The organism is Actinophytocola algeriensis, assembly GCF_014203735.1.
GTDB classification, from domain to species: Bacteria; Actinomycetota; Actinomycetes; order Mycobacteriales; family Pseudonocardiaceae; genus Actinophytocola; species Actinophytocola algeriensis.
Genome location: NZ_JACHJQ010000011.1, coordinates 369,333 through 389,669, shown reverse-complemented (window position 1 = coordinate 389,669; position 20,337 = coordinate 369,333). Strand labels below are relative to the sequence as shown.

Below are 20,337 nucleotides of genomic sequence, written 5' to 3'. Positions count from 1 at the left end.
AAGGACAAGGGAAGATGTCACCGTGGCACAACCGACCCAGCTAACCCCGACTGAGCAGGACGCCCTGGTCAAACAGATCGGGCTGGCGATGCTGCGCGTCGCCCCCGAGGACTGGGAGCAGCTCACCGTCGACTACAGAGCGGTCGGCCGCTACGCCGAGTCGACCGGACAGGTCACCTACTCCGACGGCGGCACAGAGCCGTGGACGATGCCGGCCGACCTGCAGGGCCTGTTCGCGCGCCTCCGCGCCGGTATGTACCGGGAGGGGCGCGGGACCTGGTTCAACGCGCGTTACAAGCTCGACCACCCGTCGAGCTACAACCTGGAGTACGACCGCGAGGAGCCGGGCTGGGAGCATCCCCCGCCCCCGCAGGCCTACCCCGACGACATGCGGATGTTCCCGCGCACGGACGACAACGTGCCGGAGTGGCTGCGCCGCAGGCTCGCGACGGCACCACCGCCCGGGCCGCCGCCGGGCACCCCGATGCCGGAGCGGCCCCCCGGGCCGCCGCGGTTCCGGGTCGCGCGGATCTTCGACGGCCCCGGTGAGGACGGCCGCCCGTCGGTGAACCGCCCCCAGGTCGACGAGATGGACATCCAGGACATCCTGGACTACCTGGACAACGGCCCGCTGGTGGGTCCGGCCCGTGGTTACGACACGGACCGGCTCGACCCGAACGGCCAGCAGTCCGTGCCCGTCGCGTTCCACACCGACGGCACGTGGATCTGGCCCGCGGCGGTGAACTACTTCCTGCGCGAGCACGACATCGCGCCGGAGCCGGACCTGGTGGAGCACATCCGCCGGATGCGGTTCCAGCTGCCGCAGGTCGACGAGCCGACCCGCGCGGCGGCGCAGGCGTTCCTCGGTCCGCCGCCGCCCGGCCCCGGGCCGCGGCCTGGACCGCCGCCGCCCGCGCCGGCTCCGGCACCGACGCGCGCCATGCCGGTGCCCGCACCGGTACCGGCGCCGATGATGCCGCCGGCGCCACCGGCACCGCCGACGCCATCGATGTCGCCACCGCGTGCCGCCCTGCCGTCGCAGGGGCCCGCGTCGGCCGAGATCGACCACCTGCGGGCCCGGCTCGACGACCTGGACGTGCCGGAGACGGCGTACCGGGTCGGCCAGCCGTCCGGCCGCGGCTGGACGATGGAGCAGACGGACGAGGGCTGGCGGGTCGGCTGGCACGACCAGGACTGGGTCGCGCCCGCGGTGTTCGAGGACGTCGCGGACGCGTCGGCGTTCCTGCTGGGCAAGCTGCTGCTGGACACCGACCGGTGGGCGGCCGGGCCGAAGAACCCGGAGCTGCCGTCGCTGCCCCCGCCACCGCCGGACCACGGGTTCGAGCCGATGTCGGCCCCGATCGAGGAATTCGAGCCGACGTCCGCGCCGGTCGAGGACTACTCGCAGGGCGCGGGCGGCCGGGAGGACTTCGCCGGGGCGGGTGCGGGCAGGACGCCCGGTGGCCGGGACTTCGGCTCGCCGGACGACTTCGCCAACGGTGCGAACCGGGAGTTCGGTGCGCCGGGCTCCGGCCGGAACGACTTCGCGGGCGCGGGCCGGGACTTCGGCTCGCCAGGGGACTTCGCCCCGTCCGGTGCCGGACGGGACGAGTACGCCAACGGTGTGGGCCGGGACGACTTCGGCGGCGCGGGTCGCGACGCGGGCCGGGACTTCGGCTCGCCGGGCGACTTCGCCTCGTCCGGGCGCGACGCGGGTGCCGGGCGGGACTTCGGCTCGCCGGGTGACTTCGGGTCCTCCGGGCGCGACGACGTCGGCGACGAGCGGGACGAGTACGGCACGGGCCGGAACGGTCGCGAGGAGTTCGGGACCAGGATCGTCGGGCCGCCGCCCGGCACGCCGGGGTACTCGACGCCTGCCGGTCCGGTCGGGCCACCGCCTGGCACGCCGGGCTTCACGCCGCCGCCGGGCACACCACCGCGTGGCGAGCCAGCGCACACGATGGCGATGGAACAGCCGGGGCGGATGGAGCCGCCGTCACCGCCGCGGGGCGAGCAGCAGGCCACGGTCCTCGCGCCGCGGCCGATCAACGGCGCCGCGTCGGCACCGCCCGGGTCGGAGTGGCCGATCACGCCGCTGCCCGGCGAGCCGCCGCTGACGCTGTTCCGCGGCAAGCGCATGATCGACCTGGAGCCGGGCACGGAGATCGACCGCTTCGGCGACGCCGACGGCAACCTCGTGTACACGGCGGGCACGCCGTTCTCTGAGCGGTCGCTCGTGCCCGAGTGGATCGACCGGCCGTACCACGTGTACCGGGTGCGCCAGCCGTTCCAGGTGCTGACCGGTGCCGCGATCCCGTGGTTCGACCAGCCCGGCGGCGGAACCGCGTTCCTCCTGCCGGACACCATCGGCGACCTGGTCGCACAGGGTCACCTCGTCGAGGTCGACAGCGGGGAACCACCGCGGTCGTAGCGCACCGCTGTCACGGGGCGGGCCCAGGGTCCGCCCCGTGACCTGGCGGTCAGCCGCCCACCTGGAGGCCGTGGGCGGCGGCGAACGCGATGGCCATGTCGATGTCCACGCGGGCCCCGGACAGCGCGCCCTGCCGCAGCCCGTTCGCGTCCAGCTGGGCGCCGCGCAGGTCGGCGCCCGCGAGCTTGGTTTCCAACAGGCGGGCGCCGCGCAGGTCGGTGCCGGTCAGGTCGCACTCGCGGAGGTCGGCGCCGGACAGGTTCGCCTCGCGGAAACGCAGGCCGGACAACCTGGTCTTGCGCAGGTTCGCCCCGGCGAGGCTGACGAGCGTCAGGTCGGTGTCGGTGAACTTCACCGGGCGGAAGCGGCACTCGAAGAAGCTCGCGCCGAGGAACGTGCAGCCGCTGAACTCGCTGTGCGTCAGGTTGGTGCGCTCGAACGTGCACGACCGGAACGCGGACGTCGTGTGCTTGGACTCACCGAGGTCGGCGCGGCTGAAGTCGCAGTGGTCGAACGTGCAGCCCTTGGTCACGAGCCCCCGCAGGTCGGCGTCGACGAACTCGGTGTGCTCGAAGTGCCTGCCCTCCCAGGTCTGGTTGGACAGATCGGCGTCGCGGAAGTCCTCGGTCATGCCCTGCAGACTAGGGAACCACCACGACAGGTCTGCGCGCGTCGTTGACGAGGAACTTCGCGACGCCGCCGCTGCCGCGGCCGACGACGATGCAGTCGGCGTGCAGTTCCTCCGCGACCTTCTCCAGGCCGTGGCCGGGGTCGCCGCGGTGGTGGACCAGCTCCCAGCGCACGCCCATGGTGCCGAGGTAGTCGGCGACGGTGCGGCGCAGCTCGGCGACCAGTTCGCCCGCGGCCTCGGCGGCGGTGGCCATGCCGAACGGCGACCAGTACGCGGGGCTGGTCAGCGGCTCAACGTAGACGAACACGAGCCGTGCCCGTTCGCGGCGGGCCAGCCCGCTGGCCCACGCGGCGGCATGCAGTGCGCACGGCGTCCCGTCGACGCCGACGACGATCACGGCAAGTCCGTCCTTACCGACCTCGTAGTCACGCACGTCCGGATCCTAGAGCCGCGACCACCGGCGGTAGAACGGTTGTTATGCGGGAGTGATGGGCCGCTGCAGGTGGACCATCGACATCGGGGACATGTCGTAGGGCTCGGCGTCGGTGTAGCCGAGGCGGCGGTAGAACTCGATCGCGGCGGTGTGGCCGGGTTCGACGCTCACCACGACGCGGGTGAACCAGTGGTGGGCGGCGTGCCGGTGGGCGTGGCCGACCAGCAGCCGCCCGATCCCGCCGCGCTCGGCCTGCCGCACGTAGAGGCGTTTGATCTCCGCTGTGCCGAGCCCGCGGGACACCACGCCGACGCAGCCGATGGCGCGGCCGTCGTGGTAGGCCAGCAGCAGCGTGCCCGGTGTCCGGTAGACCTGTGCGAGGTTGCGGCATTCGTACTCCAGCGCCGGGTTCAGGTCCTCGACGGTGGCGGGTTCGGGCAGCCCGGCCTCCGCTTGGGTGGCGGCCAGGTACTCGAAGAGGAGCCGGGCGGCGGCCTCTGCGGTGCGCGGGGTCGTGAAGGCGTCCAGGATTTCGACCAGAACCATCCGGGTCAGCGAAAGTCTCGGGAGCGGCTGGGGATGCGCAGGTCCAGGTTCTCCAGGTGGTCCGCCTGCAGGCTGGTCACGCCCTCCGCGTTCTCGACGGTGCCGCGCACGAGCAGGGCGGCCGAGTTCCGCGCGGTGCGGCGGTAGCGGGTCCACAGGCCCTGTGTGCACACCACGTTCACCATGCCGGTCTCGTCTTCCAGGTTCAGGAAGGTGACGCCGCCCGCGGTCGCCGGGCGCTGCCGGTGGGTCACCGCGCCGCCCACGAGCACGCGGGTGCCGCTTTCCACCGCGGGTAGTGCTTCGACCGGTAACGCGCCCTGGCTGGTCAGCCACCCGCGGACGAACTGGGTGGGGAAGCTGTCCGGGGACAGGCCGGTCGCCCACACGTCCGCCACCGCGGTCTCGATGCCGTCCATGCCGGGCAGGGCCGGGGCTTCCGCGCCGACGGTGGTGCCGGGCAGGCGGTCGAGGCGTTCCCCCGAGACCGCGCCCGCGGCCCACAGCGCTTCGCGGCGGGCCAGGTCGAAGCCGGAGAACGCGCCCGCGGTGGCGAGTGCTTCGAGCTGTGCCCTGGTCAGCTGGGTTCTTCGCGCCAGGTCGGCCATGTCCCGGTACGGGCTGTTCTCGCGTTCCGCCACGATCTTCTCCGCGAGGTCCTGGCCGATGGTCCGGACCGTGCCCAGTCCTATCCGGACGGTCTGGTCGCCTCGGTCGTCCGGTTCGAGGGTGGCGTGCGGTTGGCTCCGGTTGATGTCCGGGCCCTGGACCGTCACGCCGTGGCGCCGGGCGTCGGCGACCAGCGACTGCGGGCTGTAGAAGCCCATGGGCTGCGCCTTCAGCAGTGCCGCGCAGAACGCCGCCGGGTAGTACAGCTTGAACCAGGCGCTGGCGAACACCAGGTAGGCGAAGCTCAGCGCGTGGCTCTCGGGGAAGCCGAAGTTGGCGAACGCCATCAGTTTCTCGTAGATCCGGCCGGCCAGCTCTTCGCCGATGCCGTGCCCCGCCGCGCCTTCGTAGAACCGTTCCCGCAGGCGTTCCATGCGTCTGGTGGAGCGTTTGGCCCCCATCGCCCGGCGGAGTTCGTCGGCCTCCGCGGGGGTGAAGTCGGCGACGTCGACCGCCATCTGCATCAGCTGTTCCTGGAACAGCGGGACGCCTTTGGTCTTCTTCAGCGCTTTCTCGAGCAGCGGGTGGTCGAACGTGACGGGTTCCTTCCCGTTGGCCCTGCGGATGTACGGGTGGACCGAGCCGCCCTGGATCGGGCCGGGCCGGATCAGGGCGACCTCGACGACGAGGTCGTAGAACTCCTGGGGTTTCAGGCGCGGGAGGGTGGCCATCTGCGCGCGGCTCTCCACCTGGAACACGCCGACGGAGTCGGCCTTGCACAGCATCTCGTAGACCTTCTCGTCGGCGAGGTCGAGCTTGTCGATGTTCACGTCGACCCCGTGGTGCTCGGCGACGAACTCGACCATGTACCGCAGCGCGGACAGCATGCCGAGGCCGAGCAGGTCGAACTTGACGAGCCCGATCGCGGCGCAGTCGTCCTTGTCCCACTGCAGGACGGTGCGTTTGTCCATGCGGGCCCGTTCGACGGGGCACACCTCGCTGACGGGCCGGTCGCAGATCACCATGCCGCCGGAGTGGATGCCGAGGTGCCGGGGGAAGTCCTCCAGCTGGCCTGCCAGTTCGAGCACGGTCACGGGCACGTCGTGGTCGTTCTCCCCGACTGTTTCCTTCACGGGCGCCCAGCGGTCGATCTGCTTGCTCCACGCGTCCTGTTGCCCTGGCGAGTACCCGAGTGCCTTCGCCATGTCCCGCACCGCGGACTTGGCCCGGTAGGCGATCACGTTGGCGACCTGCGCGGCGTGCCGCCGGTCGTAGCGCTCGTAGACGTACTGGATGGCCTCCTCCCGCCGGTCGGACTCGATGTCGAGGTCGATGTCCGGCGGCCCGTCACGAGCGGGGGCGAGGAACCGTTCGAACAGCAGGTCCCAGCGAACGGCGTCCACTTTGGTGATGCCGAGCGCGTAGCAGACGGCCGAGTTGGCTGCGGAACCCCGTCCCTGGCAGTAGATCCCCTGGGAACGGCAGAAGTCCACGATGTCCGCGACGATGAGGAAGTACCCGGGAAAGCCGAGCTCCTCGATGACGTCGAGTTCGTGGTCCAGCTGCCGGTAGGCCTTGGCCGCCTGCTCCCGGGTGCCGTACCGGACGAGCGCCCCGGCGTACGTCTTCTCCCGCAGGTAACTGATCTCGGTGTGCCCGTCCACCTCGAACGGCGGCAACCGCGGCGCGACGAGCTGCAGGTCGAACGAGAGCTGCACCCCGAGGGCCGCGGCCCGCTGCACGGCCCCCGGGTACCGGACGAACCGCCGCTTCATCTCCTCGCCCGAGCGCAGGTAGGCGGTGGGCGCGGGCGGCAACCAGCCGTCGAGGTCGTCGAGACCGCGCCGGGCCCGCACCGCGGCCATGGCCGCGGCCAGCTCGCCCCGGTGCGGCTGCGCGTAGTGCACGGCGTTGGTGGCCACGATCGGCAACCGCAGCTCGAGCGCCATCTCGGCGAGCAGGTCGTTGCAGCGGGTGTCGAGCGGCAACCCGTGATCGATCAGCTCGACGTAGGTGTGCTCACGCCCGAAGGCGTCGGCCAGCCGGTAGAGCTCGGCGAAGGCCGCGTCGGGCCCGCTTTCCGCCAGCGCCCGCCGCACCGACGCCTTGCGACACCCGGTGAGCGCGACGACCTCGCCGCGCGTCTGGTCGACAACGTCGTCGAAGCGGTAGACGGGGCGGCCTTTCTCACTGTCGTTGGCGAGCTGCCCGTCGGTGACCGCGCGGCACAACCGCCCGTAGCCGGTGACACCGGTGGCGAGCAGGAGGAGGTGTTCCCCTTCCGGATCGGCGACCCCGCTCTGCGACTGGGAAAGCCCGAGGCTCAACTCGGTGCCGAACACCGTCCGGACCCCCAGCTCCCTGGCCGCCTCGGCGAACCGGACGACGCCGTACATGCCGTCGTGATCGGTGATGGCGATCGCGTCGAGCCCGAGCAGCGCCGCCGACTCGACCAGTTCCTCGGGGTGGCTGGCGCCGTCGAGGAAGCTGAAGTTGGAGTGGCAGTGCAGTTCCGCGTAGGGGACCCGGACCTCGCTGCCCGCGAGGTCGGTGACACTGGCCGGGCCGATGCCCGCGGGGGCGCTGTAGCGCTCGCGTCTGTGTGTCCACGCGGGACTGTCGCCGCCGTCGCCGTGTGGAACCGGTCGACCGGAGAGGATGCGTTCCAGCTCCGACCACCGGACGGGCGGGTTGTTCCATCCCATGGACGCACTCCTCTCACAAACTCGGGACGCTGGTGGGGAACCACCGGCCTCGGCAGGCTCGACGGGTTTCGCGGGCGCGGCAGCCGCCGCATGGTCGGCCAGCCCGGCGGGGTCAGCAGGCTTCGCTGACTCTCGAACTCCTCCTCCCCGGACCCGCGCACCCGGCCCGGACGTCACCTCACGCGGAGGTTCTCCGGGGACAGGCGCGGGGCCGGGATGAGTAAATCCAGGACGTCCATCTCGTCGGCGAGGCCGTCCGACAGGGTCACGCGTTGCGGGTAGCCCGCTACGCACACCGGGTTGGGGTGCCCGATGACGAACTGCCGGCAGCTCCCGTCGGCGAAGCGGCATTCCGGGCAGGACTTGGGCATCAGTCGTAGATTCCTTCCACTGTCCACCGCTCCTCGGAAAGGACCAGGAGCAGCGCGGTCTGGGTGTCTTCTTCTTCCAGCAGCACCTGCAGACGCGCACGTCTGCACGGGTTGATCCACCAGCGGGCGTCCGTCGCCCACGGGCCGGCCCACGCGTGTACGCGTCGGGGGCGGCCGCCGTCGACCGAGACCTGGCTCGGTTTGCCGGTCAGCTCGTGTCGTGCGCTGATGTCGATCACGCGGCCGTGCTCGTCGAACACCTTGGCCGGTAAGGGTTTCGCCAGCACTGTCGCGGGCGACGGGGCCGGTAGCCTGCCTGGCCACGGTGCTTCCGGGTCGCGGCGCGGGGACTGTTCGTCGCCCCATGGGACCAGGCGGGCCGCCTCGCCGGGGTCGCGGCCGCCGCCGAGTACCGGGGTGACCACGGCGTCCGGGCCGAGGAGACCTTGCACGTGGACCATGGCGCGGCCCGCGCGTTCGTCGGCCTCGGCACGGCCTTCGCCGCGCCACAGGTCGAGTTGCAGCGCGTGCCCCTCCACGACCTCCACCGGTTCGAGGCGCAGCCTGACGATGCCGGCGGACGGCCGGCCGGTCGTGCCGGTCAGCCAGCCGTCGAGCTGCCAGCGCACGCGGTCGGCGATGCCGCCCGGCGTCAGCGGTTCCGCGCACCGCCACACCCGCAGCCGTTCTTCCCCGTTGGCGGTCATCGCGTGGATGCCGAGGCGGGTGCAGGCCAGGCCGTGCACGGCGAGGCCCGCGTGCAGCTTCTCGGCGAGCGTGCGGGCGACGAACGCGGCCGCGTCCACCCGCTCCACCGGCGGGTCCAGTTCCTCGGCGACCACCAGGTCGGGCGGTGGTCTCCGGCGGGACGGCGGCCGTTCCTGCTCGCCGCGGGCCAGGCGGTGGGCCTGCACCGCGTCGGCGCCGAAGCGGGCCGACACGTCCTTCTCGGGCACCTGCGCGAACGCGCCCAGCGTGCGCAAACCCAGGCGCCGCAACAGGTCGACGAGGTCGGACCGGTAATGGCCCTCCGCGGGCCTGTGCAGCTCGCGGACGGAGAGCGGTGCCAGGAACTCCCTGCTCGTGCCTGGCGGGACCAGCAGCCCGCGCCGGGCGGCGAGGACGGCCGCGAACAACCCGTCGGCCACGCCGATCTCGCACTCCGCACCCGTGCGGTCGGCGACCTGGTCGATCAGGCGTTCCGCGGCGCGGTCCTCGCCGCCGAAGTAGCCGGCGGGGCCGCGGGCAGGGACCGCGACCACGCCAGGTCTGATGATCTCGACGCCGACCGCCATCTCCTCGACGGCGGCGGCGACGGGTTCGAACAGCCGCGCGTCCCGCACCGGGTCGTCGGGGAAGACGACCAGCTCGGGGCAGCGGCCCTGCGCGTCACGACGGCGCATCCCCCTGCGGACACCCTCGACCCGCGCCGGTGCCGAGCAGGCCACGACACGGTTGGCCGCGACCACCGCCACCGGCTGGTGCGGCGTCAGCCTGGCCGCCGCCGCGGCCGCTGTCACCGGCCAGTCAGGGCACCACACGACGAGCATCCGTTCCACGCGGTCGAACATACGTTCGAACGATCAGTGCGTCAAGCGGATCGACGGTATTGTCCCCGAGTGAGTGAAAACCCCTACGCCACAAGGAAAACAGGTATCGCGAGCCGCCAACGACCCCCCGATGTTCATGACACTTCCGCACGGTCGCCGCGCCAGTCGCTGTCGAGCAGGCGCACCGGGATGAGCCGTGGCCGCGCGGCGACGGCGCCACCTGCCGCGGGGAGGTAGGTCTCGGCCTGTCTCGAACGGGCCGCCGCGCCTCTGCCCCGGGCGGCGACGAGGGTTTCACGTGCCTCGAGGAAGCCGTGGCCGTCGCCGAGGCCGGTCCACCGGGTGTCCGACAGGGTGAGTTCCAGGTCCGCGCCGGGCCACTGCCCGGTCGAGATGAGGACGGCGCCGCGGTGCCGGGCACGCGCGGACAGCCTGCGGAGGTGGGAGTCGGTGAGGCGGGCCGGGTTCACCGCGACGAGGTCCATGCCGTCCAGCAGGGCGGCGACCACCGCGGGCAGGTTCGCGCCGGGATGCCGGACGAGGGCGAGCCGCTCCACCGCGACGCCGAGTTCGGACGCCGCGCGGAGGCCGAGGTCGGGCATGCCGACCAACGCCGCCCACGAACCGGTGTCCGTCGGCGGCGCCAGGAGCGCGAACAGGAGCGACGTCGAGCCGCGGACCGCCACCGTGGCGCCCCGCCGCAGGCCGCCCCACGGGAACAGGTCGGCAAGGGCCGGGTGCACGGGTAACATCCGCGCGCGGTCGTCCGGGATGGACGCGAGGTCGCTGGCCACTCCCACCGCACCAGAAGCGGCCAGCGACGACGCTGCACCCAACGCCGGCATTCGCACGCACCTCATTCCCCCGCCAGGCGCTGCGGGGAAGGCAGCGAACTCGAACGCCTGTTCGATAGTAGCACGGGGATGTCGTCGAACGCGAGCCCACCGGGGGACGAGTCGCGCTTGGCGGCCGAGGCGAGCCGGACCTGAGACAGAGGCCGGACTCGGGGTCAGTCGGGCATGTCGTTCAGGTGGTTCTCCAGTGCCGCCAGGCGGCCCGCCCACAGGGTTCGGTACGGGCCAGCCAGGTTTCCAGCTCTCGCAACGGCTCCGGGGTCAGGCGGTAGACGCGGCGCTGGGTGTCCTGGCGGACGGTCACCAGGCCGTGTTCTCTCAGCAGCTTCAGGTGTTTCGACACCGTCGGCTGCGCTATCCCGAGCCGGGCCACCAGGTCGCCGGCCGGAAGCTCGCCCTCGCGCAGCAGGGCCAGGATCTCCCGCCGGTTCGGTTCCGCGAGCACCTCAAAGATCGAGCGCATCGGCCGGCAGCGACGGGGGCACCGACGCCAGGACCTCCCCGCGCCCCGACGGGAAGCCCGGCGCCACGAACGTCAGCCGCGCCCCGGCGAGAAGGTCAGCTCCGAGCGGTCGCAGTCGAGGATCTCCACGAACCACGCGCGCAGTTCGTCAGCCGACGTGAGTGCGCGCCAGACCTTGTCACACGAGTGCGGAAACCAGCGCTCGAACCGCAGTTCCACCCGCCCGTCCGGCAGGGTGCGGACCGTTCCGAACATCGGCGACCTCCTTGTATCGCTCAGCGGCAATATTCCCTAGCGGCAATGAGGAATTGTCACCGTCCTACAAGCAATTGCCGTGAACTTGTCACCGGGCGAACAAACCGTCGGTTTGTTCCGTGCAGATGTGACATCTCGCTTCCCCGGTCCGATACACGATGTGCCACCACTCGACGACGCGTGGTGGTGATTGGGGGCAGCTCATGACAGTCGAGTACCAGCTCGACAACAACGCTCTGCCCCGGCCGCTCGCCGAGGTCCTGCGGCCGGAGCTGGCAAGCCTCGCCACGGAGATCGTCGACGAGATCCGCGCCAAGATCCCCAACTACGCGCGGCCCCTCGACGGCCCGTACGGCAAGTCGATCCGCGCCGGGGTGCACTACGCACTGACCCTGTTCATCGAGCAGATCGCGAATCCCGACGCGTCCGCGCAGAAATGCTACGAGGTCCACCAGAAGCTCGGCCAGAACGAGATGCGCGAGGGCCGCAGCCTCGACGACCTGCAGGCCGCCTACCGCGTCGGCGCGCGGGTGGCGTGGCGGCGGATGATGCGGGTCGGCAAGCGCAACGGGCTGTCGTCGGCGGTGATGTCGCAGCTCGCCGACGCCGTGTTCGCCTACATGGACAAGCTCGCGTCCGTCGCGCTCGACGGGTACCTCGAGGCCAAGGCGACCTCGGCGGGCGCACTGGAGACGTGGCGCCGCCGGCTCCTCGGCATGATCCTGCAGACCCCGCCCGCACCTCCGGCGGCGATCGCGGAGCTGGCGCAGCTGATCGGGTGGACCGTGCCGGACAAGGTGTCCCCGATCGCCGTCCACACGCTCCCCGGCACCGGCCACAACCAGCGGAAACCGACGCTGGACGCGGACGTGCTCGCCGACCTGGACGGGATCGAGCCGCGGATCCTGGTGCCCGGTGAGGTGACCGACGCACGGCTCGCGGCGATCCGGGCGGCGCTGCCGCAGTGCCGGCTCGCGGTCGGTCCCGGCGTGCGGATCGAGGCGACCGCGCACGCGTTGCGGTGGGCCAGGAAGGCACTCACGCTCGCACAGCAGGGTGTGCTGCCGGACCGGCAGGTCATCCGCTGCGAACAGCACCTGTCGACGGTCCTCGTGCACTCCGACGACCGCCTGCTCGCCACCCTGCGGGAACGCCTGCTTGCCCCGCTGCGCGGCCTCACCGCCAAGCAGCGGGAACGGATGCTGGAGACGCTGCGGGCGTGGCTGGACGTGCAGGGCAGCGTGCCGGACATGGCGGCGCTGCTGGACGTGCACCCGCAGACCGTCCGGTACCGCATGCGTCAGCTGGAACAGTCGCTCGGCTCGCTGCTGCACGACCCGCACCAGCGGTTCGAGCTGGAGCTGGTCCTGCGGGCCACCAACGCGCGACGCCGCGAACCCGAGGTCGCGCTCCCGGCACAACGAGACCGGCGTTAGTGCTGTGTCCACCAACATTTGCCGGGTCCTCCGGCGGATCCGGCCAGGCTGACGGTGATCGTCGTGCCGGGGTGGGCTGGTGTGCCGTGAAAGGCGCGTTCAGGACATCGCCGGCGCTGTGAAAGGCGCGTTGAGGGCGGTGAGCGTCCTAAACGCGCCTTTCACAGCATGGCCAACGCCGTGAAAGCGCCTTTCACGGCACAACGGACGTCGTGAGGGTGCGGGAGGCAAACCCGTCCGGCGAACACACCCGTCCGGCAAGAACATCGGGACCTACCAGTACTTCATCTACGCCTCCACACCGGCATCCCAATGGGGCGACATGACGTCGATCATCCACTCGGTGCGTGCGCGTACCCAGGTCACACCATGAGACGGCCCCGGTCGAGCGACAGCGCTCGACGGGGCCGTTCCGTCAGCCTGCGACGGCCGCGTGCCAGCGGTCGGACAGCTGCTTGCCTTGTGTGGGGGCGAAGTTGCGCGGGGTCTGGAAGCCACCGAGGTTGGTGGTCGGGTCGTTCAGCACCAGGCTGTTCTCACCGGCGGGTGATGGCAGGCCCTGCTTGAGGTTCACCGCGCCGGACAGCAGTCCGAACAGGCCGCAGCCGTTGGCGCCGGGCACCGCGAACGTGGTGTCGGCCTGCGAGGCACCGGACAGCGACAGGTAGCCCATCTCACCGGTCGGGTTCGCCGCGCCGTCCGCGTTGAAGCGCACGAAGCGGGCGGCCGGGCGGGCGGTGTTCGCGGGCTTCAGCAGGATCGGGTCGCTGTTCGAGCCGATGTAGCAGTTCGGGTCCAGGAACGGGTTGCTGAGCTTGATCTTCACCGGCAGCGTCACGATCGGCGTACCGGAGCCCGCACCCGCGGCGAGGTTGAAGTCCCTCGGCACGCCCGCGGACTGGATGGTCGCGGTCACCCGGTTGAGCGGGCTGTTCACCACGCGCTCGCAGATGTCGGAGATCACCGGGATGCGGCTCGGGCACATGAGGCCGAGCAGCCCGCCGGGGATCTCGACCGGGGCGCCGACAACCGCGCCGGACCTCGGCGCCACGAGCGTGTACGCGCCACCCTGGTTGAGCACCCCGGCCTGCAGGTCGGTGGCACCGGTGGTGAGGGTGGTCTCGCCGATCGTGAACGTGCCGGACGTCGCGCTGGACGACAGGCACAGCGCCGCGACGGTCGCGCCGTCGGCGGCGAGCATGGCGGGGTCGTCGACCGGGCACCGGTTCAGCGGGGCCCAGGCACCCGCGAGTGTGGTCGCCGAGGCGGGAGTGACAACCGAGAGCAATGACGCGGCCACCGCCGCGACGACCACGAAAACGGTTCTTCGTATTCGGGACACAGGTCACCTCTCAAAGGGTTTCGGAAAGCAGGAAATCGCCGGAAGGCTCAGGGTTTCGGATACTTCGGGTCATTGGGCTCTGCTATCGGGTCGCAGCCGACGTTGTTGCCGGTGATCGTGCAGACCGCGCCCTGGTAGAGCCGGACGCGGTTCCCCGGACCCGAGATCAGGCCGGTGAGAATCGGGTCGAGGTCCTCGTCGGCCCCGCAGCCGCTGAACGGCGGGATCGTCACGGTGCCCATCAGTGGGCCGCCCTTGGTGATCGAGTACTTGTCCGGCCCGTTGTAGGTCGCGGTGAACACGGCGTCGATGGGCTCCGCGCTGCGGCAGTCGGGCCCGACCGGCACGGGGACGCCGTTGACGGTGGCGTCCAGGATCTGGGCCGACAGCTTCACGTTGACCGTGGTGAGGCCCTCGTACTCGCCGGGCTGCCCCGGGATCGGGGTCAGCTTCGACCACTGGTGGACGTTGGCGAGCCCGATCTGGGTCAGCTGCATGGTGCCGGTGGCAGGCATGAAACCGAACGCGTAGAACGATCCCGGTGCGGGCGGGTACTTCGGCTCGCCGTTCAGCTCGGGCAGCACGAGCGCGTCCTGGCACCCCACGGGTGGTTTCTCCGGACACTTGTTGATCATGAGGTTCGTCGCGGTGATGTTCACCATGCCGGTGGGCTGGTAAACCGCCGCGTCCAGCTTCGCGATGTTGGCGCGGCCGTTCACCTTCGCGCAGAACGGGGCCCGGTATTCCACGGGCACGTCGGGGAGGCGGTAGCACTCCGGCGGTGGTGGCGCGGCGATGGCCGGCGGGGCGGCCGACGGGGCGCCCTGGCCCCGCTGTCCCCGCTCGCCGGTCTTGGGCGACGGGACCCGCTCCGCTGTCGGCGCCCCGACCGGCACGGTCGCGAGCGCGGCGGTCTCGCCCTCGGCGAGCACGCAGGTCAGGCCGGCAGAAGGCGGCTCGGTCGGTGCCCCGTCCTCGGCGTAGCCGGTGACCTCGACGGTCAGGCCGCCCGCGGCGAGAGCCAGGTCGCCCACGCGGTGCGGGGTCACCGGCGGGGCGGTGACGGTGCCGCCGAGCACGACGGGGTCGGCGAGCGGCACCGGGTCGGACTGCACGGCCACCCACGTGCTGGGCAGCACGTCGAGCCTGGTCACGACCGTGACGCTGGCCGCGCCCGGCAGCCCGGCGAGCGCCGCGGCGGGCACCGTCAGCTGGAGGCCGACGTCGGCGGGCTCGACCGGCTCACCGACCACACCCGTCGGCGGGAGCGTCGCGGTGACCCGCAGCGTGACCGGGCCCGCCTCGCCGCACACGTAGTCCAGCGAGGTGTCGATCACCAGCGGTTCGGCACGCGGCGGTTCCTGTTGCGCGCCGGCGTTGCCCGCCACGACCACGAGCGAGATCGCCGCGGCCGCGATGACCAGCGCCCGTCGGAACCGCGTCATGTGCCCGCCTTTCGGGAAGTGTGCGGGGCCTGCCCGGGGGGAGCCGGGCAGGCCCCGCTGGGACTACCGGCCGACGACCGTCAGCCCGGGGGTGATGGCGAAGACGCCCGAGAAACCGGCCGCCTCGCCCTGGGTGATCAGCCCGAGGCAGTCGTTGTTCGGGTCGACGGTGCTGACCGTCAGCGTCTGGTCCGGCAGCACCTCCAGCTCGTCGGAGGAGTTCGTGAAGGTGCCGTTCACGGAACCGGTGACCGTCGCCTCACAGAACGGACCCGAGATGTCCGCGACGATGTTGGTGATCCTGCCGGTCGTGACGCCCGACGCGTAGCTGTCACCGTGCAGCTCCCACGTGCCCTGGTGCGCGACCTCGAACGTGAGGCCGAACGGACCCGAGCAGTTGTTGAACTGCGTGCTGCCCGCGGGGAGCGTCGCGATGGGGTTCGCCACGCCGGTGCCGAGGTTCGCCGTGCCGGCCGCCGAGGCCGAGTCGCAGGTCAGCTCGATGCCGGATTCCGTGGTCAGTACCGTCACGCCGGCCGCGCCGGTGAAGCCGCCGCTCGTGCCGCCGTCGTCCCTGGACACGTCCCACACCAGCGGCAGGGCCGAGGCGGTCCCCGCGAACACGGTCGTCGCGACCAGAGCCGCACCGGTGGCAATGGCGCCAATCAATCGTCCACGCATTCGATCGTTCCTTTCCGTGAAGATTTACTACGGAAGGCAATTTCGGCTTTTCGAAGCCCTCGCACAAATGACGTTACCTGCCAGTAACAGGAAGCACAATTGCCTACCGCAAAAGGATCATGTCTATCTTTCTCCGTTCTCCAGAACGAACAGTCCGGGTCAATTTTCTTGTCACTTCCCGATAATTCAGCGCGGCGCCATGTCGGTTATCACCCAATGTCCGCCTTCGCGTTTGGCCGTTACGGACAACTGGGCGGCCGCGCCGTTCGTGGTGTTCGTGTCGACGCGGGTCGCGGACTGGTCGAGGAACACCAGGAGCCTCGCCCGGTCGCCTTCCAGCGACTGCACGGCCGAATACACGACACGTGAGGTGAGCACGAGCTTCTGCGCGGGTGCCTTGTCGCGGACCTCGGCGAAGAGCTTGTCGTAGACCTCGAGCGCCTCACCGCGGAGCACGGCCGCGGCGGCCTCCTCCGTCACCTCGGTCTTGTCATAGGAGTAGGAGAAGATCTGGTTGAGCGCGCTGCTGACGGCCGCGCTCACCTCGGCGGTGCGGCCGGTGTCGACCAGCGCGCTGTTCTGCGCGGCGCCGGACGAGCGCAGGTCGTTCGCGGTCACCAGCGCCCACGTGCCAGCACCGACCAGGAGCGCCGCCAGCACACCGAGTGCCACGGCGACCCGCCTGGGCCGGAAGAACCCGGCGCGCTCCGGTGGATCGACGTCGTCGTCGGGCGGGTCGACGTCCGCTTCTTCCGTCACATCTTCGGTGATGTCGTCGTCCAGCTGTGTGGTCATCGCTCCCCCAACGGCACCTGGTCCAGGGCGGACAGCTTCCACTCACCGTCCACACGCGACATCCCGGCGACGAACCGGTTGCGTTTCGCGGTCGGTGGCGAGCCGTCCGTGGCGGCCGAGATCTCCACGGACACCAGCAACTTCGCCGACCCGGCGCGGGTGTCCAGCTCGCTGACGGCCGCGTCGAGCACCCGGCCGGTCGCGACGGTGGCGTTCGCCGCCAGCTGCCTGCGAGTCGCGGAGTCGGTGGCGGCCAGCTCGTCCCGCAGGCCACCGGTCGACACCGCGAGCCACTTGTCGATGCCCGCGTCCACGTCGTGGTAGTCCAAAGTGGTCAGTGTGGCGACCTGCGCGCGGCCCGCGGCCAGCACCTCGTCGCGGGCGGTCGCGTAGGAGAGCGAGTCGTCGCGGGACGCCTGCCACCACGTGAAGCCGCCCCAGCCGGCGAACGCGAGCGCCAGCACGACGACGCCCAGCATCACCTTCACTTCTCGAGCCACAGCAACCCCTCCAGGTCGGAGACCACCGGCAGGTCCGGTGCGCCGAGCGGGCCGGGCAGGTGCACGCCGCCACCCGGCACCGTGGGCACCGGCACGCCACCGTCCGGCACGTTCTGTGAACCGCGCACGAGCCGCGGGTCGCCGTACGGGAGCGTGCACGCGGTGGTGGTGTCGAACGGCAACGGTGTCACGTCCTCGCCCATGCGGTAGGGCGTGTGGTAGCCGGCCACGCACGGCAGCGGGTCGGTGAAGTTCAGGACGATCGACAGGTTGGCGGTGTCCGGCCGGATCGACGTCGACGTGGCGGCGACCGCCTTCGGCACGTTCACGAACAGCTGCCGCATGCCCGCGATCCGCGACTCGAAGATCTCCGACGTGGTCACGAGGTTCGCCACCAGCACCGACAGGCCCGGGTTCGTGTCGGACAGCAGCGCGGACAGCTGGGTCGCGGCGGCGGGTGCGGCACCGATCAGCTCCCGCAGATCACCGTCCGCGTTCGCCAGCTCGTCGGCGAACAGCTTGGCGTTGCCGGCGAACGACCGCCACGCGGCGGACGAGTCGAGCTGTGTCTGCAGCACGGTCGCGCCGTCGTCGATGAGCATCGTGGTCTGCGGCAGGTGTTCGCGGGCCTCGTCGGTGAACGACATGGTCGAGTCGAGCAGCAGACTCAGGCTCGGGCCGGTGTCGTGCAACGCCGTGTACAGCTCGTCGACCACCACCCGCAGCGACTCGGTCGGCACCGACTGGTTGAAGTCGCTCAGGTTGCCGAGCAGAGTGGTGACCGGCATGGGGACGGACGTCGACTCCTTGCGGATCACCGACCCGTTCTCCAGGTACGGCGCGCCCTCGCCGCGTGGTTGCAGGTCGACGTACTGCTCACCGATCGCGGACCGGTTGGCGACCACGGCTCGCGCGTCGACAGGAATGCGGGCCGCGTCCTCGTCGAGGAGCAGGTCGGCCTCCATGCCGTCGTCGGTGAGCCGCAGCTCGCCGACCCGCCCGACCGCGACGCCGCGGTAGGTGACCTCGCTGTTGGTGAACAGGCCGCCGCCGTCGTCGAGCTGCAGCCGCACGGTGTACGTGCCGCCGCCGAACAACCGGTCAAGCCCGGCGTAGTTGGCGCCGACGAACGCGACCGCGGCGAACGCGAGCACCACGAACGCGAGGACCTGCACCCGGACCGTCCTGGTGAGCATCAGTTGCCCCCTTCCGGGATCGGCAGGGGCGGCAGCGGCTCGGTGAAGTCCGGGTCGACCTCGATGTGCAGGAAGATGTTGATGTAGTCGCCCTTCGTCGCGTCGAGCACCGAGTCGGTGAACGGGAACGTCGGCAGGATCTCCAGCGCCTGCGGCAGGTCCTGGCCCGCGGCGGCGAGCTGGTTGAGGATCGGCGCGAGCGCCTTCAGGTCGGCGACCATGTCGTCGCGGCTGCGGTTGATCGTGTCGACCGCGACGTCCGACAGCGTGTCGAGCGACTGCAGCATCGTGACGAGTGCGCTGCGCTGCTCGGTCAGCGCGGCGAGGCCAGGGGTGAGGTCGGTGAGCGCGCCGCGGATCTGCTCGTCCCGGCTCGCCAGCGTGGCCGACAGCTGGTTGAGCCCGTCGAGCGCGGCGGTGATGTCACCTCGGTGCTCGTCGAGGTTCGTCACCAGCTCGTCCACATTGGACAGGAAGGCCTTGATCTCCGGTTCGTTGCCCGACAGCGCCTTCGTCAGCTCCTGGTTGATGGTCCGCAGCTGCCCGATGCCACCACCGTTGAGCAGCAGCGACAGCGCGCCGAAGACCTCCTCGACCTCGGTGTGCCGGTTCGTGCGGTCGGCGGTGATCACCGCGCCGTCGGCCAGTTTCTTCGCGCCGGTGCTGCCATCGGGTGCGGACAGCTCGACGAACTTCTCCCCGAGCAGGCTCGACTGGCGCAGGCTCGCCCGCGCGTCGGCGGGCAGCGCCACGTCGCCGTTGACGGCGACCACGACCTGCGGTGTCCACCGGTCCGCGCCACCCAGCTCGATCGACTCGACCCGGCCGACGACCACGTCGTTGACCTTCACCGCCGCCTGCGGCACGAGGTCGAGCACGTCGGCGAACTCGACGGTGACCCGGTACGGGTGGTCGCCGAGGTCCGCGCCGCCGGGCAGCGGCACGTCGTAGATGCCGTTCGTGCCGGTCGCGGTGCACCCGGCGAGCGCGAGGACCGCGGCACAGGCGGCGAGAACGCGCCTCATGTCGCCGCCCCCTCGCAGGCTCCGGGGCGCCGCTGTGCTTGAGCATTCGCTCCGCAAGCTCCGCTCATCGCGGTCCCTCCAACGGCATGCCGTCCGTGAACGGCAGCGGGACGACCGGCGCGTCCGAGCCGGCCAGGTACTCGAGGAGAATCCCGCGGCCCTGGAGGGTCCCGGTCGCCGGGTCGAACGCGTTCACCACGTTGGTCGCCGCGATCGGTACCACGTCGAGCGCCTCCGCGATCGACGCGCGGTTGTCCACCAGCAGCTGGGTCGTCCGCGCCAGCTTGTCCACATTGGACTTGATGGCGGTGCGGTTGTCGCGGATGAACGCCTGGATGTCGGCGAGCGCGGACGCGAGCGTGCCCAGTGCCGTGCTCAGCTCGTCGCGGTCGGCGGCCAGGGTGCGCCACACCTGGTCGAGCTGGGTGTTCACGCCCCTGACCTGGTCGTCGTTGGTGGCGAGCATGGTCGTGAACTTCTGCAGCTCGTCGACCGTGCCGAACAGGTCGCCCGCCGAGCCGGACAGCGTGCGCGCGGCCTCGGCGAAGTTGCGGACGCTCTCGTTGAACGCCTCGCCGTTGCCCTCGAGGTTCGCGGCACCGGTGTCGAGCAGCTCCGACAGCGCGCCGTCGGAGTTCGACCCGTCCGGGCCCAGCGCCGAGACCAGCGTGTTCAGGCTCGCGTACAGCTCGTCCAGCTCGACCGGGGTCGCGGTGCGCGACTCGGGGATCACGGCGCCGTCGGCGATCACGGGGCCGCCGCGGGACAGGTCGGTGAGCTGCACGTACCGGTCGGACACGACGCTCGGCGCGACGACGACCGCCTTCGTGCCTGGCGACACCCCGACCTCACCGTCCACGGTGAACACGACTTCGACGCGGTCGCCGCGCGGGGTCACGGACTCGACCGCACCGACCCGCACGCCGAGCACCTGCACGTCCGAGCCCGCATACACGCCGACCGCGCGGGAGAAGTACGCGGTGATCCGCTTCTGGTCGTCGCCGCCGAACACCCACCACAGCACGCCCGCGGCGACCACGGCGAGCACCGTGGCCAGCGCGACCATCCG

The 20,337-nt window shown here is 71.2% G+C and carries 19 protein-coding genes; 2 read left to right on the top strand and 17 right to left on the bottom strand.

Annotated features, from left to right (window positions below):
- Nucleotides 1–22: 22 nt before the first annotated feature.
- Nucleotides 23–2,431: a TNT domain-containing protein gene (locus FHR82_RS46975; protein ID WP_311771528.1), complete on the top strand. Its 2,409-nt coding sequence runs from the start codon at nucleotides 23–25 to the stop codon at nucleotides 2,429–2,431.
- Nucleotides 2,432–2,480: 49 nt separating this feature from the next.
- On the opposite strand, the gene FHR82_RS41290 is transcribed toward FHR82_RS46975, so the two are convergent.
- The 9 genes from FHR82_RS41290 to FHR82_RS41250 all read right to left on the bottom strand — a co-directional run bounded on the left by FHR82_RS41290 (nucleotide 2,481) and on the right by FHR82_RS41250 (nucleotide 10,848).
- Nucleotides 2,481–3,062 carry a pentapeptide repeat-containing protein gene (locus FHR82_RS41290; protein ID WP_184816089.1) on the bottom strand — a complete coding sequence of 194 codons (582 nt, stop codon included), beginning with the start codon at nucleotides 3,060–3,062 and terminating at the stop codon, nucleotides 2,481–2,483.
- A 10-nt stretch (nucleotides 3,063–3,072) separates the two neighbouring features.
- A complete protein-coding gene (locus FHR82_RS41285) occupies nucleotides 3,073–3,495 on the bottom strand; it encodes a universal stress protein (RefSeq protein ID WP_184816088.1) in 423 nt (140 codons plus the stop codon).
- Between the two features lie 42 nt (nucleotides 3,496–3,537).
- Nucleotides 3,538–4,041 (bottom strand): GNAT family N-acetyltransferase, encoded by a 504-nt coding sequence (locus FHR82_RS41280; protein ID WP_184816087.1) that lies wholly within the window; start codon nucleotides 4,039–4,041, stop codon nucleotides 3,538–3,540.
- 5 nt (nucleotides 4,042–4,046) lie between these two features.
- Entirely contained in the window at nucleotides 4,047–7,355 is a 3,309-nt protein-coding gene (locus FHR82_RS41275) for an error-prone DNA polymerase (protein ID WP_184816086.1), read from the bottom strand.
- 173 nt (nucleotides 7,356–7,528) lie between these two features.
- On the bottom strand, nucleotides 7,529–7,726 hold the full coding sequence (locus tag FHR82_RS41270) for a hypothetical protein (RefSeq protein WP_184816085.1): 198 nt from the start codon (nucleotides 7,724–7,726) through the stop codon (nucleotides 7,529–7,531).
- A complete protein-coding gene (locus FHR82_RS41265; RefSeq protein ID WP_225943989.1) occupies nucleotides 7,726–9,297 on the bottom strand; it encodes a DNA polymerase Y family protein in 1,572 nt (523 codons plus the stop codon). Before FHR82_RS41265 ends, FHR82_RS41270 begins: the two co-directional genes overlap by 1 nt.
- Before the next feature lie 113 nt (nucleotides 9,298–9,410).
- Entirely contained in the window at nucleotides 9,411–10,121 is a 711-nt protein-coding gene (imuA', locus tag FHR82_RS41260; RefSeq protein ID WP_225943990.1) for a DnaE2-dependent mutagenesis accessory factor ImuA', read from the bottom strand.
- Nucleotides 10,122–10,302: 181 nt separating this feature from the next.
- Nucleotides 10,303–10,593, bottom strand: coding sequence for an ArsR/SmtB family transcription factor (locus FHR82_RS47840; RefSeq protein WP_311771527.1), 291 nt, complete (start codon nucleotides 10,591–10,593; stop codon nucleotides 10,303–10,305).
- 72 nt (nucleotides 10,594–10,665) lie between these two features.
- On the bottom strand, nucleotides 10,666–10,848 hold the full coding sequence (locus FHR82_RS41250) for an SRPBCC family protein (protein WP_184816084.1): 183 nt from the start codon (nucleotides 10,846–10,848) through the stop codon (nucleotides 10,666–10,668).
- A gap of 203 nt (nucleotides 10,849–11,051) precedes the next feature.
- Here FHR82_RS41250 and FHR82_RS41245 point away from each other — a divergent pair, with 203 nt between their 5' ends.
- On the top strand, nucleotides 11,052–12,284 hold the full coding sequence (locus FHR82_RS41245) for a PucR family transcriptional regulator (protein ID WP_184816083.1): 1,233 nt from the start codon (nucleotides 11,052–11,054) through the stop codon (nucleotides 12,282–12,284).
- A 415-nt stretch (nucleotides 12,285–12,699) separates the two neighbouring features.
- On the opposite strand, the gene FHR82_RS41240 is transcribed toward FHR82_RS41245, so the two are convergent.
- The 8 genes from FHR82_RS41240 to FHR82_RS41205 all read right to left on the bottom strand — a co-directional run bounded on the left by FHR82_RS41240 (nucleotide 12,700) and on the right by FHR82_RS41205 (nucleotide 20,334).
- A complete protein-coding gene (locus FHR82_RS41240; RefSeq protein ID WP_184816082.1) occupies nucleotides 12,700–13,626 on the bottom strand; it encodes a hypothetical protein in 927 nt (308 codons plus the stop codon).
- 47 nt (nucleotides 13,627–13,673) lie between these two features.
- Nucleotides 13,674–15,071, bottom strand: a complete 1,398-nt coding sequence (locus FHR82_RS41235; RefSeq protein WP_184816081.1) for a DUF6801 domain-containing protein — start codon at nucleotides 15,069–15,071, stop codon at nucleotides 13,674–13,676.
- A gap of 63 nt (nucleotides 15,072–15,134) precedes the next feature.
- The gene (locus tag FHR82_RS41230) at nucleotides 15,135–15,752 is read right to left on the bottom strand and encodes a hypothetical protein (RefSeq protein WP_184816080.1); all 618 of its coding nucleotides are present in this window, start codon (nucleotides 15,750–15,752) and stop codon (nucleotides 15,135–15,137) included.
- A gap of 186 nt (nucleotides 15,753–15,938) precedes the next feature.
- On the bottom strand, nucleotides 15,939–16,547 hold the full coding sequence (locus FHR82_RS41225; RefSeq protein WP_184816079.1) for a YqhG/Tai3 family protein: 609 nt from the start codon (nucleotides 16,545–16,547) through the stop codon (nucleotides 15,939–15,941).
- A complete protein-coding gene (locus FHR82_RS41220) occupies nucleotides 16,544–17,047 on the bottom strand; it encodes an Rv1363c family protein (protein WP_311771526.1) in 504 nt (167 codons plus the stop codon). The genes FHR82_RS41225 and FHR82_RS41220 overlap by 4 nt, the downstream gene beginning before the upstream one ends.
- Nucleotides 17,032–18,243: an MCE family protein gene (locus tag FHR82_RS41215; protein WP_184816078.1), complete on the bottom strand. Its 1,212-nt coding sequence runs from the start codon at nucleotides 18,241–18,243 to the stop codon at nucleotides 17,032–17,034. The genes FHR82_RS41220 and FHR82_RS41215 overlap by 16 nt, the downstream gene beginning before the upstream one ends.
- On the bottom strand, nucleotides 18,243–19,268 hold the full coding sequence (locus FHR82_RS41210; protein ID WP_184816077.1) for an MCE family protein: 1,026 nt from the start codon (nucleotides 19,266–19,268) through the stop codon (nucleotides 18,243–18,245). Before FHR82_RS41210 ends, FHR82_RS41215 begins: the two co-directional genes overlap by 1 nt.
- A gap of 64 nt (nucleotides 19,269–19,332) precedes the next feature.
- The gene (locus tag FHR82_RS41205) at nucleotides 19,333–20,334 is read right to left on the bottom strand and encodes an MCE family protein (protein WP_184816162.1); all 1,002 of its coding nucleotides are present in this window, start codon (nucleotides 20,332–20,334) and stop codon (nucleotides 19,333–19,335) included.
- Nucleotides 20,335–20,337 lie beyond the last annotated feature (3 nt).